Source organism: Streptomyces sp. NPDC046203 (assembly GCF_040646255.1).
In the GTDB taxonomy this organism is placed as follows: Bacteria; Actinomycetota; Actinomycetes; order Streptomycetales; family Streptomycetaceae; genus Streptomyces.
Window position 1 is genome coordinate 14,770 of sequence record NZ_JBEYZX010000007.1, and the last position, 15,756, is coordinate 30,525.

The window sequence follows — 15,756 nt, forward strand, 5'->3', positions numbered from 1 at the left end:
CGTAAGTTCCGCGCCGCCCTCGCTGTCGTCCGCATCCCGCGTCCTCCCTCTCCCCGCGCCCGCCGGCGATCCCCTTTGACCACCGGCCCGGTCATGGTGGCGGGCGCTGCTCTTCCGGGGATCTCCGCCACCACTCGAACAGCGGCGGCAGGCGGCGGCGACGGCAGCGCCGGCAGGGAACAGCGGGCGGTCAGCCGAGGACGGTGTCGACGTCCACCGCCTCCAGATGCCGGGGGTCGAGGATCCGTGAGCCGGCCGGGGCCCGCCGGGACAGTTCCCGGGCCGCCGGGGAGCCGACCGGCGTGGACCCGGTCACGGCGAGGCCGAGCGGGGTGGTCAGGTCGTCGTGGTGGGTGGGGATCAGCAGGGGCGGATGGCCCGTGGCGTGCAGCAGCCGCTCGACATAGCGGTGGACGGCCGCGTGGGACGTCATCGGGACCAGCGCGATGTCCGGCCGGATGCCGGACAGTTCGCGCTCCACGAAGTTGCCCGCGCCCATGAGCAGGATGCGCGGGCCGCCGTCGACGGACACCTGGAAGGCGAGGGTGTCGCCCTCGACGAGGTCGCCGAGGGCGTCCGGGCGGCGGTCCGGCGCCGCGATCAGCCGGCCGGGGGCGAAGTAGCCGTGGTCGGGGAACTGGCTGTGCAAACTGCGGAAGACCTCGACCGTGTAGCCGTCGAACTGCAGGTATTCGCCGCCGGTGACCTGGATGACGTCGGCGACCCGGGTGGGCGGGGTGCCGAGGGCGGTGAGCAGATGGCGGACGGTCTCGTCGCAGACGGTACGGATCCGGGCCCGCCGCCAGTCCGGGCGGGCCAGCAGCTGCGGGACGTCCGCCAGGTGGTCGAAGTGGCCGTGGCTGACGAGGACGAGTTCGGGCGGGCCGGCCAGATGGACGTCGGCCACCCGTTCCACCACGGCCCGGTCCTGCCGCAGCGGGAGCCGGGGGTCGAGCCCGCCCGAGCGGTCCCAGCAGGGCATCCGGCTCAGATACGGGTCGAAGAGAATGCTGCGGTCGCCGCCGATGACGATCTCCCAGCCGGCGACGCCGAGCCAGCGCAGCCGGACGGGGGTGGAGAAGGGGCCGCCGCGTCCCGTCGCCGGGGGCGCGGCGGCCCCCGTCCCGGCCACGGTGGCACCCGAGGCCGCGAGAACTCCCTTGAGCACCGACCGCCGGCCGGCCGGCCGCGTACCCCGGGCCCCGGAAACAGGACCGGGCCCCGGGCCAGGGCCGGATCCCGGACCGGGCCCGGGACCTCCCTGTCGTGCCGCTTGCCGTACCGCTTGTACCGCTTGCCGTGCTGTTTCCCGTGTCTGCCGTCCGGCCACCGCCGCCGCCCTCGCCTTGCCTGATGATCGTCTCGAACCAGGGCGAACGTAAGGGAGGAGACGGGACGGACGGCCCGTTTCACGCCATCCGGACGCCGGGTCAATAGCCCCCGGGGATGGCGGTACGGAGGAAACGTTCGTCCTGGCGCAGGATGGCCTGCATCACCTTGGTCATCGGGGCGCCGGGGTTGATCCCGATCTGCTCGCGCAGCAGCTTCTTCGCCTGGTGGAAGACCTGGACGGCGTCGGCCTGGCGGCCCTCCGCGTAATAGGCCTTCATGAGGTCGGCGTAGAGGTCCTCGCGGAAGGGATCGCGGTGGATCAGCCCGTTGAGGCGGCTGATCGCCTGGGTGAACCGCCCGAGGCCGAGGTCGGTCTGGGCGTACAGCTCGACCGCCGAGGTCCGTTCCTCCTCCAGCACCTCGGCCTGGAGCCGGAGCCGCGAGGAGGTGACGTCGGCGAGGGCCGGGCCCCGCCAGAGGGCGAGCCCGGTGTCGAGCCGTTGGGCCGCTTCGTGGTGCTTGCCCCGCAGATGGAGTTCGCGCGCGGTGCGCACGAGATCGCGGAATATGAAGAGGTCGATGGCTTCCAGGGGCGCTCTCAGTTCGTAGCCCCGGTCGTGCGAGCCGAGGACGTCGCGGGGCAGGCCGGCCTGGGTGAGCACCTTGCGGATCATCCAGGCCGAGGTCTGGAGCTGGCCGGAGACGGTGAGCGGCGGCTCGCCGTCCCAGGAGTCCTCGCTGATCGTCTCCTTGGAGACGACCTGCCCGGCGCGCAGCGCCACGGAAGCGAGGAATCGTCGCTGTCGCTGTCCCTGCATCGGGACCGGTAGGCCGTCCTGGACCAGGGCCACGGGGCCGAGGAGCCGGATCGTCACGTTGTTCCAAGAACTCATGCGAATGTCTCCCGTCGGGGGTGTGCCGTGCCCAGAGGGGGAGTCGGGGCACGGCAGGGGAGTGTTTCTGGAGCAACTGCTGCTGACTGTCGTCCAGTCGTACGCAGGTCGTGCCGGTCTGGTGCGAGAAGTGGTGCCTGGGGTGGTGCCTGGGATGGTGCCTGGGATGGTGCCGGGAGCGGCACCGGAAGTGACACCGGAAGTGGCACCAGGAGTCGTGGCACCGGGAGTGATGGCGCCGGGGGAAGGGCGCCAGGGGTGGTGGTGCCTTGGCGAATGGTGCCGGAAGAGAGGGCGGAGGAGAGGGCAGGACGAGGGAAGCGGGCGGGAAAGGAAGGGCGGGAAGGGGGAGCGGGCGGAAGGGAGAGGGGGGAGCCCGGGAAGGGGCAGGGGGCGCTGCCGTGCCCCGGTCGGGCCGGGGCCGTACGGCGGAAGAGATTCGTCCGGATATCACCCCGTCAGGTTCTGCAGGAACTTCGCCGCGATGGGGCCGGCGTCCCGGCCACCGGAGCCGCCGTCCTCCAGCAGCACCGACCAGGCGAGTTCGCGGTCGCCCTGGTAGCCGATCATCCAGGCGTGGGTACGGGGCGGGGTCTCGGAGCCGAACTCGGCCGTGCCCGTCTTGGCGTGCGGTTCGCCGGACAGACCGCGCAGGGCCTTGCCCGCGCCCTCGGTGACCGTCGCGCGCATCATGTCGCGCAGGGAGTCGAGGACCCCCTGCTCCAGCCGGGTGGGCGCCTCGTACCGCTTCTTCACGGCGTCCGGCACGAGGACCGGCTGCTGGAAAGTGCCCTGCTTCACGGTGGCCGCGATGGAGGCCATCACCAGCGGGGACGCCTCGACGCGCGCCTGTCCGATGGTGCTGGCGGCCTTGTCGTTGTCGCTGGTGGAGACGGGGACGCTGCCGTCGTACGTGATGGTGCCGACGTCCCAGTTCCCGCCGATGCCGTAGGCCGCGGCGGCGTCGTGGAGACCCTCCTTGGGCAGCTTGGCGCGGGAGTTGACGAAGAAGGTGTTGCAGGAGTGGGCGAAGCTGTCCCGGAAGGTGGAGCCCGCGGGCAGCACGAACTGGTCCTGGTTCTCGAACTGCTGTCCGTTGACGTGGGCGAACTTGGGGCAGTCCGCGCGGTCGGACGGCTTCATGCCCTCCTGGAGCAGGGCGGTCGCGGTCACCACCTTGAAGGTGGAGCCGGGCGGGTAGCGGCCCTCCAGGGCGCGGTTCATCCCGCCGGGCCGGTTCGCGGCCGCGAGGATGTGCCCGTTGGAGGGGTCGATCGCGACGATGGCCGCGTTCTTCTCCACGCCTTCCAGAGCGGCGGCGGCCGCTTCCTGCACCCGGGGGTCGATGGTCGTACGGACCGGGGTGCCCTTCGCCTCGCCCTTCCCGGTCAGGTTCTTGACCACCGAGCCGGAGTTGCGGTCCACCACGACGACCGACTTGGCGTGGCCCGCGCCGCCGGAGAGCTGCTTGTCGTAGCGCCCCTCCAGTCCGGAGACGCCCTTGCCGCTCTTGGGATCGACGACCCCGACGACGGATCCGGCGCGCAGTTCCTCGCCGTTGGCGTCCAGGATCGCGGCCCGCTCCTGGGACTTGAGGGCGAGGGTCTGTCCCGGGACCATCGCCGGATTGATCATGGAGGTATTGAATTCCACCTGCCACTTCCCGCCCGCCTGCTGATCACCGGCGGCCCCGGAGCCCTTGGTTCCCTTCGCTTCGAGGACGGTGGCCTTCGACTTCCAGGAGTAGTCGCCGGCCCCCGGAATGGTCATTTTCACGGTAAACGGAATGGTGATTCCCGCTTCCGCTTTCCGCTCCCCTTGGCCGGCCTCGATCAGCGTCTTCGACGGCTTGAGGTTGGTCATCACGGATTTGATCAAGGACTCGGCATTGTCCGGGGTGTCGGTGAGCGATCCGGCCCGCTTGGCGTCACCCGCCGCCCAGGCGTCGAGGAAGGTGGTCAGCGCTTTCGTCGCCTCCTCCACCTCGGGGTCGCCCGAGCCGCCGTCACCGCCGGTCAGGGTGGTGTATCCCCAGTAACCGCCGCCGCCCAGGACGGCGAGCGCCACGACGGTCCCGACGGCCAGGGGGCCGCGGGAACGCCGGCGACGGGAGGGCGATAAATCGCCTGGACTGCGAGAGTGCGTCATGTGTCCGAGGTTAAACAGCTTCCCTCCTCGCGCCACACCTCACGTGCCGATCAGGACATCTGTTCGCGTTGGGGAAAAAGGAGACGGACAAACTCGACAAACCATGCCGAGGTTTACGCGGAGGGTCATGATTCAAACAACTCCCCCACCCGGCGAACCCCTTCGGGACCCCTACACCACGTCAAAGGCGGACACACAACTGGCCGAGAAACGGGGTAGGCAGGCGAGAAATATCGCCCCTTACAGGTTCCGATCAGGCCAAGATCTGTCCTGATCGGAACCCGGATGGGATACCCGGTAAAAGGTTCCGTTTAGCGGACCTGGAATCCGTGTCCGCCGGACCGCCCCGCGCACCCCTCGGACGAACCGCCTGTTCCCGGCCCCGGGCGCGCCCTTCCCCGGTCCGCCGTTCGCCGGCAATTGGACCGCCGTTCACCTCCGGGACCGCTCTCGCGCGAGGGCTCCGGCGGCCCTCTGCTCTCGCCCCTCTCTCCGCTTCCTCCCGCCGATACATCCGGGAGAGTCCGAGAAGAGAAGGCCCGGTCAGGGTTGCGGCACCGCACACCCGACGGACTGTCTGGAGACGCCCATGTCCCGAGTTTCGACCGGCCCCGGCACCGAGCCCACCGCCGCCCACGCGCTGCTTTCCCGGCTGCGCGACCACGGCGTGGACACGGTGTTCGGAGTCGTGGGCCGCGAGGCCGCGTCGATCCTCTTCGACGAGGTCGAGGGAATCGACTTCGTCCTCACCCGGCACGAGTTCACGGCCGGCGTCGCCGCCGACGTGCTCGCCCGTATCACCGGCCGTCCCCAGGCCTGCTGGGCCACCCTCGGCCCCGGCATGACCAACCTCTCCACCGGCATCGCCACCTCCATGCTGGACCGCTCGCCCGTCATCGCGCTGGCCGCCCAGTCGGAGTCGCACGACATCTTCCCGAACGACACCCACCAGTGCCTCGACTCGGTGTCGATCATCGCGCCGATGGCGAAGTACGCCGTGGAGCTCCAGCGTCCGCACGAGATCACCGACCTGGTGGACTCCGCGGTGAGCGCCTCGATGACCGAGCCGGTCGGTCCCTCGTTCATCTCGCTCCCCGTCGACCTGCTCGGCTCCGCCGAGGGCATCGACACCTCGGTGCCCAACCCGCCGGCCCGCACCCCCGCCAAGCCGGTCGGCGCGATGGCCGACGGCTGGCAGCAGGCCGCCGACGAGGCCGCCGAGCTGCTGGCGGGTGCCGAGCACCCCGTCCTGGTGGTCGGCGCCGCCGCCATCCGCTCCGGCGCGGTGCCCGCGCTGCGCGCCCTGGCCGAGCGGCTGAACATCCCGGTCATCACCACCTACATCGCCAAGGGCGTCCTGCCGCACGGCCACGAGCTGAACTACGGCGCCGTCACCGGCTACATGGACGGCATCCTCGACTTCCCGGCCCTCGACACCCTCTTCGCCCCGGTGGACCTCGTCCTCACGGTCGGCTACGACTACGCCGAGGACCTGCGGCCGTCGATGTGGCAGAAGGGCGGCGCGAAGAAGACCGTCCGCGTCTCCCCCACCCCCAACCCGATCCCGCGCGTGTACCGGCCGGACGTGGACGTCGTCACCGACGTGCTGGCGTTCGTCGAGCACCTCGACGCGGCGACGTCCACCGTCGCGGCCAAGGACCGGCACGACATCACCCCGCTGCGCGAGCGGGTCGCGGAGTTCCTCGCCGACCCGGAGAACTACGACGACGGCATGCGCGTGCACCAGGTCATCGACGCGATGAACACCGTCATGGAGGAGGCCGCGGAGCCCGGCGAGGGCACGATCGTCTCCGACATCGGCTTCTTCCGTCACTACGGCGTGCTGTTCGCCCGCGCCGACCAGCCCTTCGGCTTCCTCACCTCGGCCGGCTGCTCCAGCTTCGGCTACGGCATCCCGGCCGCGATGGGCGCCCAGATGGCCCGCCCGGGCCAGCCGACCTTCCTCATCGCGGGCGACGGCGGCTTCCACTCCAACAGCGCCGACCTGGAGACCATCGCCCGGCTCGGCCTGCCCATCGTGACGGTCGTCGTCAACAACGACACCAACGGTCTGATCGAGCTCTACCAGAACATCGGTCACCACCGCAGCCACGACCCGGCCGTGAAGTTCACCGGGGTCGACTTCGTCGCGCTCGCCGAGGCGAACGGCGTCGACGCGACCCGCGCGACCGACCGCCAGGAGCTGCTCGCCGCGCTGCGCAAGGGTGCGGAGCTCGGCCGTCCGTTCCTCATCGAGGTCCCGGTCAACTACGACTTCCAGCCGGGCGGCTTCGGCGCCCTGAGCATCTGAGCATGAGGACGCCGGGTTTCCCGGCTGCCGTCGGTTTCCTGGCCTCCGTCCGCTTCGGCGGCGGGGGCCGGGTTCCCGGCGCGGCGTTCGCCGCCCTCGGCAGCCGTACCGACATCGATGTCCTCCCGTCGTCGGGGCCGTCCCCGGAGGGGTCGTCCCCCGCCGGATCGTCCCCCACCGGACCGTCCCCCGCCGGTTCGGCCCCGGACGGATCGGCCCCCGCCGGATCCCCGGACGGGCCGGCCCTGACCGCGACCCTGGTGCACCACCCGGACGTCGCGCCCGAAGGCGCGCTCGCGCGGGACGAGCGCACCGCCACCGCCGTCCTGCTGGCCGGCGAGCTGTACGACCGCGCCGCGCTGCGCTCCGTACTGCCGGCCTCCGAGCCGGTGCCGGAGACCGACGCGGCCCTGCTCCTGGCCCTGCTGCGCCGCTACGGTCCGCACGCGTTCCGGCTGCTCAACGGGCGCTTCGCGGCCGTCGTCAAAGCCGGGACCGGCGCGGACGCGCGGGTGCTGCTGGCCACCGACCACGCGGGCTCGGTGCCGCTCTACGCGCGCGTGGCGCCCGGTGAGGTCACCGCCGCCACCGAGGCCAAGACCCTGGCCCCGGGCGCCGGGAACCCTGCGGCGCCGGGTCTTCCGCTGCCCGAGGGACGTCCGGTTCCGGGCCTCCCGTACGTCCACCAGGTCCCGGCGGGCACCTGGTGGGAGATCCGCCCCGAGTCCGGGGACCTCACGGCCCACCGCACCTGGGAGCCCGCCCACTCCCGGCGGATCGTGCCGGAGGAGGAGGCGGTGGCGGCCGTACGCGCCGCCCTGGAGAAGGCGGTCGCCACCCGCGTCACCGACGGGGACACCCCGCTGGTGGTGCTGTCCGGCGGCATCGACTCCTCCAGCGTCGCGGCCTGCGCGCACAAGGCGGCCGGCACCCTCGACACGGTCTCCATGGGCACCGACACCTCCGACGAGTTCGCCGAGGCCCGTGCCGTGGTCGACCACCTCGGCACCCGGCACCGCGAGATCACCGTGCCGACGGCCGATCTGCTGGCGCAGCTGCCGTACGCGGTGTGGGCGGCGGAGTCGGTGGACCCGGACATCATCGAGTACCTGCTGCCGCTGACCGCGCTCTACCGGGCGCTCGGCGGTCCGCCCCGCCGGATCCTCACCGGGTACGGCGCGGACATCCCGCTCGCGGGCATGCACCGCGAGGACCGGCTGCCCAACCTGGACACGGCGGTGGCCTTCGACATGGCCACCTTCGACGGTCTGAACGAGATGTCCCCGGTGCTGTCCGCGCTCGGTGGCCACTGGACGACCCATCCGTACTGGGACCGCGACGTGCTCGATCTGCTCGTCCCGCTGGAGGCCGGGCTCAAGCGCCGGTACGGGCGGGACAAGTGGGTGCTGCGGGAGGCGCTCGCGGACGCCCTGCCCGAGGAGACCGTCAACCGGCCCAAGCTCGGGGTGCACGAGGGCTCGGGCACCACCTCGTCGTTCTCCCGGCTGCTCGCGGAGCACGGCGTCACCGAGGAGGCCATGCGGGAGACGAAGCGGGCCGTGGTGCGCGAGCTGTTCGAGCTGACCGTGGTCGAGGGCCGGCATCCGTCCGAGGTGAGCACCGCCGACGCGGTGCGGGCCGTGGTCGGCCGGGCCGGCCGGGACAGCGAGGGCAGCCGGGACAGCGAGGGCAGCCAGGCCGGGCGGGAGACGCCATGACGGCATATGCCATCCCGGCCCCGGCCCCGGCCCCGGCTCCGGCTCCGGCCCTCGCACCCGAAGCCACTTCCATCCGCCACTCCATCCTGCCGACCGAGAAGGGGAGCTGACCGTGGAGCGCATCGACTCGCACGTCTCACCCCGCTACGCCCAGATCCCCACCTTCATGCGGCTGCCCCATGAGCCGGACCCGCGCGGCTACGACGTGGTGGTCATCGGCGCCCCGTACGACGGCGGCACCAGCTACCGTCCGGGCGCCCGGTTCGGCCCGAGGGCGATCCGGGGCGAGTCGGGGCTGATCCACGGCGTCGGCATCGACCGGGGCCCCGGCACCTTCGACCTGATCAACTGTGTCGACGCCGGGGACATGGACCTCACCCCGTTCGACATGAACATCGCGATCGACACCGCCCAGCGGCACCTGTCCGAGCTGCTGAAGGCCAACGCGGCCTTCCTGATGCTGGGCGGCGACCACTCGCTGACGGTGGCCGCGCTGCGCGCGGTCGCCGAACAGCACGGCCCGGTGGCGGTGGTGCACCTGGACGCGCACTCCGACACCAACCCGGCGTTCTACGGCGGACGTTACCACCACGGCACTCCGTTCCGGCACGGCATCGACGAGAAGCTGATCGATCCCCAGGCGATGGTGCAGATCGGCATCCGCGGCCACAACCCGAAGCCGGACTCGCTCGACTACGCCCGGGGCCACGGCGTCCGGGTCGTAACCACCGACGAGTTCGGGGAGCTGGGCGTGCGCGGGACCGCCGAACTGATCCGGGAACGGGTCGAGGGCCGGCCGGTGTACGTCTCCGTCGACGTGGATGTCCTCGACCCGGCCTTCGCCCCCGGCACCGGCACCCCCTGCCCGGGCGGGCTCAGCTCCCGCGAGGTGCTCGGGCTGCTGCGCTGCGTCGGCGACCTCAAACCGGTCGGCTTCGACGTCATGGAGGTGTCCCCGCTCTACGACCACGCCGGGATCACCTCGGTCGTCGCGACCGAAATCGGCGCGGAGCTGCTCTACCAGTACGCCCGCGCCCACCGCATCCAGAAGTAAGGAGACCCGACGTCATGGCTTCTCCGGTCATCGACTGCACCCCCTTCGGGAAGGAGTTGCGCGCGCTCGCGAGCCGGCTCCCCCGGGTGCCGCGCGAGGATCTGTACGGCTTCCTGGAGGAGGCGAAGACCCTGGCCGCTGAGCTGCCGGGGGAGATCGCCGACGCCCTCGACTCGTTCAACGCCCAGGGCAACCACGACGGTTACCTGCTGCTGCGCGGGCTGCCGGTGGACGACTCCGAGCTGCCCGTCACCCCGACCTCGACGCCCGCCCCGCTCGACCGCCCCCTGCTGGTGATGGAGGCGATGCTGGCGCTGGCCGGCCGCCGCCTCGGGCTGCACACCGGCTACCAGGAGCTGCGCTCCGGCACGGTCTACCACGACGTGTACCCGTCGCCCGGCGCGCACTACCTGTCCTCGGAGACCTCCGAGACCACGCTGGAGTTCCACACGGAGATGGCGTACCACGTCCTCCAGCCGAACTACGTGATGCTGTCCTGCTCGCGGGCGGACCACGAGCGCCGGGCCGAGACGCAGGTCGGCTCGGTCCGCAAGGCGCTCGAACTGCTCGACGAGGCGACCCGGGCACGGCTGCACGAGCGGCCCATGCCGTGCTGCGTGGACGTGGCCTTCCGCGGCGGGATACCGGACCCGGGTGCGATCGCCCTGGTCAAGCCGCTGTACGGGCCCGCGGAGGACCCGTACCTGGGGTACGACCGCGAGCTGCTCGCGCCGGACGACCCGCGTGACCAGGAGGCCGTGGCCGCCCTGTCGAAGGCGCTGGACGACGTGACGACCTCGGTCAAGCTCACCCCGGGCGACCTGCTGATCATCGACAACTTCCGTACCACGCACGCGCGGACGCCGTTCACCCCGCGCTGGGACGGCAAGGACCGATGGCTGCACCGGGTCTACATCCGCACCGACCGCAACGGTCAGCTGTCCGGTGGCGAGCGGGCGGGCGACGTGGTCTCCTTCTCGCCGCGCCGGTAGTCGTACCGGAGGCCGTACCGGTAGTCGTACCGGAAGTCGCACCGGAAGTCGCACCAAAAATCGTGACGGGAGCTTGAACAGGGGCCGCCCCAGGGCCCCTTCACGACTCCCGACGCCCGCGCCCCGCCACCTTTTCGGGTGGCGGGGCGTTTGCGCGGGGTGCTGCATGAATATACTGACTTACTGAAAGTGATGCATCCTGGGGTGACGACCGGCCCCGCCGGCCACCCCCTGTCGCCCGCAGCCGCCCCCGCTCGACAGGAGACGCCACATGTCCGACACCACTTCCCGCGAACCGCGCGGTTTCGTCGTCCACACGGCTCCCGCCGGCCTCGCCGACGACGGCCGGGACGACTTCACCGTGCTCGCCTCCACCGTCCCGGCCACCGTGAGCGCGGTCTTCACCCGTTCCCGTTTCGCCGGCCCCAGCGTGGTGCTGAGCCGCGCCGCCGCGGCCGACGGACAGGCCCGCGGCGTCGTCGTGCTCGCCCGCAACGCCAATGTCGCCACCGGGCGCCAGGGCGAGGCCGACGCGCGCGAGGTGCGCGAGTCCGTCGCCCGCACCCTCGGCGTCCCCGAGGACGAACTCCTCATCGCCTCCACGGGAGTGATCGGCCGTCAGTACCCGATGGAGAAGGTCCGGGAGCACCTCAAGTCGCTCGCGCTCCCCTTCCCGGACGGCGGCTTCGAGCGGGCGGCGCGCGCCATCATGACCACCGACACCCGCCACAAGGTCGTCCGGGTGCGGGTCGGCGAGGCCACCCTCGTCGGCATCGCCAAGGGCGTCGGGATGATGGAGCCCGACATGGCGACGCTCCTGACCTTCTTCGCCACCGACGCCCGGCTGGACCCGGCGGAGCAGGACCGGATCTTCCGGCGGGTGATGGACCGGACGTTCAACGCGGTCAGCATCGACACCGACACCTCCACCAGCGACACGGCGGCGCTGTTCGCCAACGGGCTGGCCGGCGACGTCGACCCGGAGGCGTTCGAGGAGGCCCTGCACACCGCCGCGCTCGCCCTGGTGAAGGACATCGCGAGCGACGGCGAGGGCGCCACCAAGCTCATCGAGGTGCGGGTCACCGGCGCCCGCGACACCGCCCAGGCCAAGCGGGTCGGCAAGACGGTCGTCAACTCCCCGCTGGTGAAGACCGCGGTGCACGGCTGCGACCCCAACTGGGGCCGGGTCGCCATGGCGATCGGCAAGTGCTCCGACGACACCGACATCGACCAGGACCGGGTCGCGATCCGCTTCGGCGACGTCGAGGTCTACCCGGAGCCCGCCCCGGAGGCGTACGGCGAGGGTGGCACTGCCGGCGAGGGGACGGAGGAGGCGCTGCTGGCCGCCGTCACCGCGCATCTGCGCGGCGACGAGGTGGTCATCGGCATCGACCTGGGCATCGCGGACGGCGCGTTCACCGTCTACGGCTGCGATCTGACCGAGGGGTACGTGCGGCTCAACTCCGAGTACACGACCTGAGGTTCACGGAGGCCGGGGCGGTGAGGTGAGGGCCTGAGCGGTACGGCGCGGGCCCGGACGCCCCGGACGCCCCAGCCGCCCCGGGTGGGCATATGCCTGCCCGGGGCGGCTTCGTACGACCGCGTACGGCCGCTCCGTACGCCCCCGCCGTACGACCGTCACGGCATATGCCAACCCGCGCCGGGCCCGTACGACCGCCCCCGCCGGATATGCCGAGCGGCGCCCGGCTATGCGTACGCCCTCCCGGTCCGCCCCGCGCCGCCGCCCGCCCCCGGAGCATGGGACCGACGGCATCCGCGACGAGGGCTGGAGGACCATGGAGACCGATCGGTCGATGACCGCGGACGAGGGATTCGACGCCGCCGTACGGGGCGTGGCCGGGCCGACCGACACGCCGGGCGGCACACTCCGGCTGGTCCGTACGGACGACTTCGACTCCCTGGACCCCGGCAACACCTACTACGCGTACACCTGGAACTTCCTCCGGCTCGTCGGCCGGACCCTGGTCACCTTCGACACCGCGCCGGGCAAGGCGGGCCAGCGGCTCGTGCCCGACCTCGCCGAAGCGCTGGGCGAGTCCTCCGAGGGGGGCCGGGTGTGGACGTACCGGCTGCGCCCCGGCCTGCGTTACGAGGACGGCACCCCGGTCACCTCGGCCGACGTCAAGTACGCCATCGCCCGCAGCAATTACGGCACCGACGTGCTGGGCGCCGGGCCCACCTACTTCCGGCATCTGCTCGGCACCGACTACGGCGGCCCCTGGCGGGAGCCGGACGCCGACGGACCGGTGACCCTTCAGACCCCCGACGAGCACACCCTGGTCTTCCGGCTGAAGGAGCCCTTCGCCGGTCTCGACCTGCTCGCGACCATGCCGTCGACCACCCCGGTGCCGCGCGGCCGGGACACCGGCGCCGCCTACCGGCTCGCCCCCGTGGCCACCGGCCCCTACCGGGTCGCCTCCTACACCCGCGGCGAACTCTGCGTCCTCGAACCCAACCCGCACTGGGACCCGGCGACCGACCCGGTCCGGGTCCGGCGGGCCGAGCGGATCGAGGTGCACCTCGGCAAGGACCCGCACGAGGTCGACCGGATGCTGCTGGCCGGCGAGGCCCATATCGACCTGGCCGGCTTCGGCGTCCAGCCCTCCACCCAGGAGCGGATCCTCGCCGACCCGGCGCTGCGCGCCCAGGCCGACAACCCGCTCACCGGCTTCACCTGGATCTACTGCCTGTCGAGCCGCATCGCGCCGTTCGACAACGTGCACGCGCGCCGCGCCGTCCAGTTCGCCACCGACAAGGCGGCCATGCAGCTCGCCTACGGCGGCCCGGTGGGCGGCGACGTCGCGACGACGCTGCTGCCGCCGACCCTCGACGGTCACCGGCCCTTCGACCGCTACCCGGTCGGCCCCGACGCCACCGGCGATCTGGACGCCGCCCGCGCCGAACTGAAGGCGGCCGGGATGCCGGACGGCTTCCGGACGAAGATCGCGGCCCGCAAGGACCGGCTCAAGGAGTACCGGGCCGCCGAGGCGCTGGCCGCCGGCCTCGCCCGGGTCGGCATCGAGGCCGAGGTGCTCGACTTCCCGTCGGGCGACTACTTCGACCGCTACGGCGGCTGCCCCGCGTACCTGCGCGACCACGGCATCGGGATCGTCATGTTCGGCTGGGGCGCCGACTTCCCCGACGGCTACGGCTTCCTCCAGCAGATCGTCGACGGACGGGCGATCAAGGAGCGCGGCAACCAGAACATGGGCGAGCTGGACGACCCGGAGATCAACGCGCTGCTCGACGAGGGCGCGACCTGCGCCGACCCGGTGCGACGCGCGGAGATCTGGCACCAGGTCGACCGGCTCACCATGGAGCACGCGGTCATCGTGCCGTACCTCTACCCGCGTTCCCTGCTCTACCGGCACCCGGGCGCGAGCAACGTCTACGTCACCGGCTCCTTCGGGATGTACGACTACGTGGCGCTGGGCGCGAGCTGAGCACCCGCCGCCGGCCGGCCCCGGCCCACGGGCCGGCCGGCGCGGGGCAGCGCCGGACCGGCGGCGCCGCGGCAGGAGACGGCGGCCTCGCGCAGATCGGCCTCGTATCCGTCGAGCAGGCGCAGGAAGCGGCGGGTGGGGCCGGTCAGGCTGGTGCCCCGGGGGCTGCGCAGGAGCAGCCGAGCGCCGAGCGCCTGTTCCAGGCGGTGGATGCGGCGGGTCAGGGCGGACTGGCTGATGGACAGCACGGCGGCCGCCCGGTTGATGCTGCCGTGCCGGGCCACCGCGCGCAGGAGATGCAGATCCTCGATGTCGAGCTGACGCCCGGTGACGGGGGCGGAGGCAGAGGCAGAGGCAGAGGCGGAAGAGGAGGCGAGGACGGAGGCGGGGCCTGTGGCGGGGACGAGGCTGTGAAGAGCGTCGGACCCCGCCTCGGCTCTCGCACCGGGTCTCGCACCGGGTCTTCCCCCGGCTCCGGCCGCCGCCGGATCGGCGTGTCTGCGGGTCTGCTCCGTGTGCCAGTCCGCCCACCAGGGGTCGGCGAGCAGATCGCGCTGACGGGCCGCGAACCGGCGCAGATGCCCCCGGGCGATCAGCGCGGCCAGCCGGCCGGCCAGCTCCGGCGGGACGACCGACGGATCGACGAGCAGGCTCGCCGTACGGCTCGGGCGCTCGACGAGCGAACGCCGCACCAGCCAGGAGGCGTGCACGGCCGGATGGGTGGGGGAGCCGAGCCCGACGGCGTCACCGCGGCCCAGGATGCCGCGGGCCACCGAGGCGTCGGCGACCTGGAGCCGCGCGGGCGCCGGCAGACCGGCCGCGTGGAAGATCCGGGCCACCAGGGCCTCCGAGCCGGGCCCGGACTCCGACACCCATGCCTCGTCGCGCAGTTCGGCGAGCGAGAGCACCGGCCGGGCGGCCAGCGGATGGTCCTCCGGCAGGATCACCCACAGCGGGTCGTCGAGGACGTGCTGGGCGCGCGTCGGCCGTTCCAGCGCGTGGCGCGGCGCCTCGGCGCCGCCGGTGCTCCAGGTGTACGCCGCGTCGGCGAGGTAGTCCGCGAGCTGGCCCGCGACCCGGTGCGGCTCCTCGCGGCGGACCGAGAGCAGCAGCCCGAGCGCGGTCGCGGCCTCCTCCACCATCTCCTCCAGGAGCGGTGTGGTGGTCGCGAGGGAGAGGATCTCCGGGGCGACGACGGCCTCGGTGCCGTGGCCGAGGAGCTGGGTCCGCGCGGCATGGTCGATCCGGCGGAAGAAACGGCGTCCGGCGACCAGCATCCGCGAACCCGCCGACGTCAGCCGGGCGGTGTGCCGGCCGCGCAGGGTGAGCGTGGCACCGACGGCCCGGTCGAGCCGTTCGAGGCGGCGGTCCACGGTGCCGTGCCGGGCCCCGGCGTGCCGGGCGACCTCCGTGAGGTCCCCGTACTGTCCCACCGCGGCCAGCAACGACAGGTCGGTCCGGCTGAACGACACCGGGAATTCCGTTCCGTCGGCGACCTGTATCCACTCCACCCCGAGAGACAATTTCGAATCCCTTTTCTTCGAAGAATGACCGCCGCCGAATTGCTTTTGCTTTTGACCTTGCCTTTTACCGGTCCGGAATGACGGAGCCGATCATAGGCAGGGGGTTCTCTTCTGGCGCTCCTCGCCGAGGGGTACCGAGAGCGCGCGGAGATCGGGCCGATAGCGCGTCGGACCGGCCGGATCCGACCACCTGGGCCCGGACGGGCCCGGCCCGTCCGGTTCGCTCGGGATGGGCCGGGTTTGCTCGCCGGGGCCTGGGGCCCGGGGCGCCTGGGGTCGGGGGCCTGGCCCTTGCCGGTCGTGCCCGGCCGGTCGACCGGT

General features: G+C 72.3%; 10 protein-coding genes. 6 read left to right on the top strand and 4 right to left on the bottom strand.

Translation table 11 applies throughout. The features are described 5' to 3' along the window. Positions 1 to 190 precede the first annotated feature (190 nt). The 3 genes from ABZ990_RS08035 to ABZ990_RS08045 form a co-directional block, all read right to left on the bottom strand. Positions 191 to 1,132: an MBL fold metallo-hydrolase gene (locus tag ABZ990_RS08035; RefSeq protein ID WP_361227073.1), complete on the bottom strand. Its 942-nt coding sequence runs from the start codon at positions 1,130 to 1,132 to the stop codon at positions 191 to 193. A 298-nt stretch (positions 1,133 to 1,430) separates the two neighbouring features. Beyond that, the gene (locus ABZ990_RS08040) at positions 1,431 to 2,225 is read right to left on the bottom strand and encodes a BTAD domain-containing putative transcriptional regulator (protein ID WP_361227075.1); all 795 of its coding nucleotides are present in this window, start codon (positions 2,223 to 2,225) and stop codon (positions 1,431 to 1,433) included. A gap of 450 nt (positions 2,226 to 2,675) precedes the next feature. Beyond that, a complete protein-coding gene (locus tag ABZ990_RS08045; RefSeq protein ID WP_361227078.1) occupies positions 2,676 to 4,292 on the bottom strand; it encodes a penicillin-binding transpeptidase domain-containing protein in 1,617 nt (538 codons plus the stop codon). 670 nt (positions 4,293 to 4,962) lie between these two features. On the opposite strand from ABZ990_RS08045, the gene ABZ990_RS08050 reads away from it, so the two are divergent. The 6 genes from ABZ990_RS08050 (at position 4,963) to ABZ990_RS08075 (ending at position 13,912) form a co-directional block, all read left to right on the top strand. Then, a complete protein-coding gene (locus ABZ990_RS08050; RefSeq protein ID WP_361227081.1) occupies positions 4,963 to 6,684 on the top strand; it encodes a thiamine pyrophosphate-binding protein in 1,722 nt (573 codons plus the stop codon). A gap of 2 nt (positions 6,685 to 6,686) precedes the next feature. After that, positions 6,687 to 8,402 (top strand): asparagine synthetase B family protein, encoded by a 1,716-nt coding sequence (locus tag ABZ990_RS08055; protein ID WP_361227084.1) that lies wholly within the window; start codon positions 6,687 to 6,689, stop codon positions 8,400 to 8,402. Positions 8,403 to 8,514: 112 nt separating this feature from the next. Beyond that, entirely contained in the window at positions 8,515 to 9,456 is a 942-nt protein-coding gene (gene speB / locus ABZ990_RS08060; RefSeq protein ID WP_361227086.1) for an agmatinase, read from the top strand. Positions 9,457 to 9,470: 14 nt separating this feature from the next. After that, a complete protein-coding gene (gene cs1 / locus ABZ990_RS08065) occupies positions 9,471 to 10,448 on the top strand; it encodes a clavaminate synthase Cs1 (RefSeq protein ID WP_361227089.1) in 978 nt (325 codons plus the stop codon). 271 nt (positions 10,449 to 10,719) lie between these two features. Next, positions 10,720 to 11,928, top strand: coding sequence for a bifunctional glutamate N-acetyltransferase/amino-acid acetyltransferase ArgJ (argJ, locus tag ABZ990_RS08070; protein WP_361227092.1), 1,209 nt, complete (start codon positions 10,720 to 10,722; stop codon positions 11,926 to 11,928). A 316-nt stretch (positions 11,929 to 12,244) separates the two neighbouring features. After that, the gene (locus ABZ990_RS08075; protein WP_361227095.1) at positions 12,245 to 13,912 is read left to right on the top strand and encodes an ABC transporter substrate-binding protein; all 1,668 of its coding nucleotides are present in this window, start codon (positions 12,245 to 12,247) and stop codon (positions 13,910 to 13,912) included. On the opposite strand, the gene ABZ990_RS08080 is transcribed toward ABZ990_RS08075, so the two are convergent. Continuing rightward, positions 13,888 to 15,423 (bottom strand): LysR family transcriptional regulator, encoded by a 1,536-nt coding sequence (locus ABZ990_RS08080; RefSeq protein ID WP_361227098.1) that lies wholly within the window; start codon positions 15,421 to 15,423, stop codon positions 13,888 to 13,890. The two genes, ABZ990_RS08075 and ABZ990_RS08080, sit on opposite strands and share 25 nt — an antisense overlap. Positions 15,424 to 15,756 lie beyond the last annotated feature (333 nt).

Coding starts and splice junctions, on each gene's coding strand:
- ABZ990_RS08040 (WP_361227075.1), bottom strand. CDS start 2,225: ATGAGTTCTTGGAACAACGTGACGATCCGGCTCCTCGGCCCCGTGGCC.
- ABZ990_RS08050 (WP_361227081.1), top strand. CDS start 4,963: ATGTCCCGAGTTTCGACCGGCCCCGGCACCGAGCCCACCGCCGCCCAC.
- ABZ990_RS08055 (WP_361227084.1), top strand. CDS start 6,687: ATGAGGACGCCGGGTTTCCCGGCTGCCGTCGGTTTCCTGGCCTCCGTC.
- cs1 (WP_361227089.1), top strand. CDS start 9,471: ATGGCTTCTCCGGTCATCGACTGCACCCCCTTCGGGAAGGAGTTGCGC.
- argJ (WP_361227092.1), top strand. CDS start 10,720: ATGTCCGACACCACTTCCCGCGAACCGCGCGGTTTCGTCGTCCACACG.
- ABZ990_RS08075 (WP_361227095.1), top strand. CDS start 12,245: ATGGAGACCGATCGGTCGATGACCGCGGACGAGGGATTCGACGCCGCC.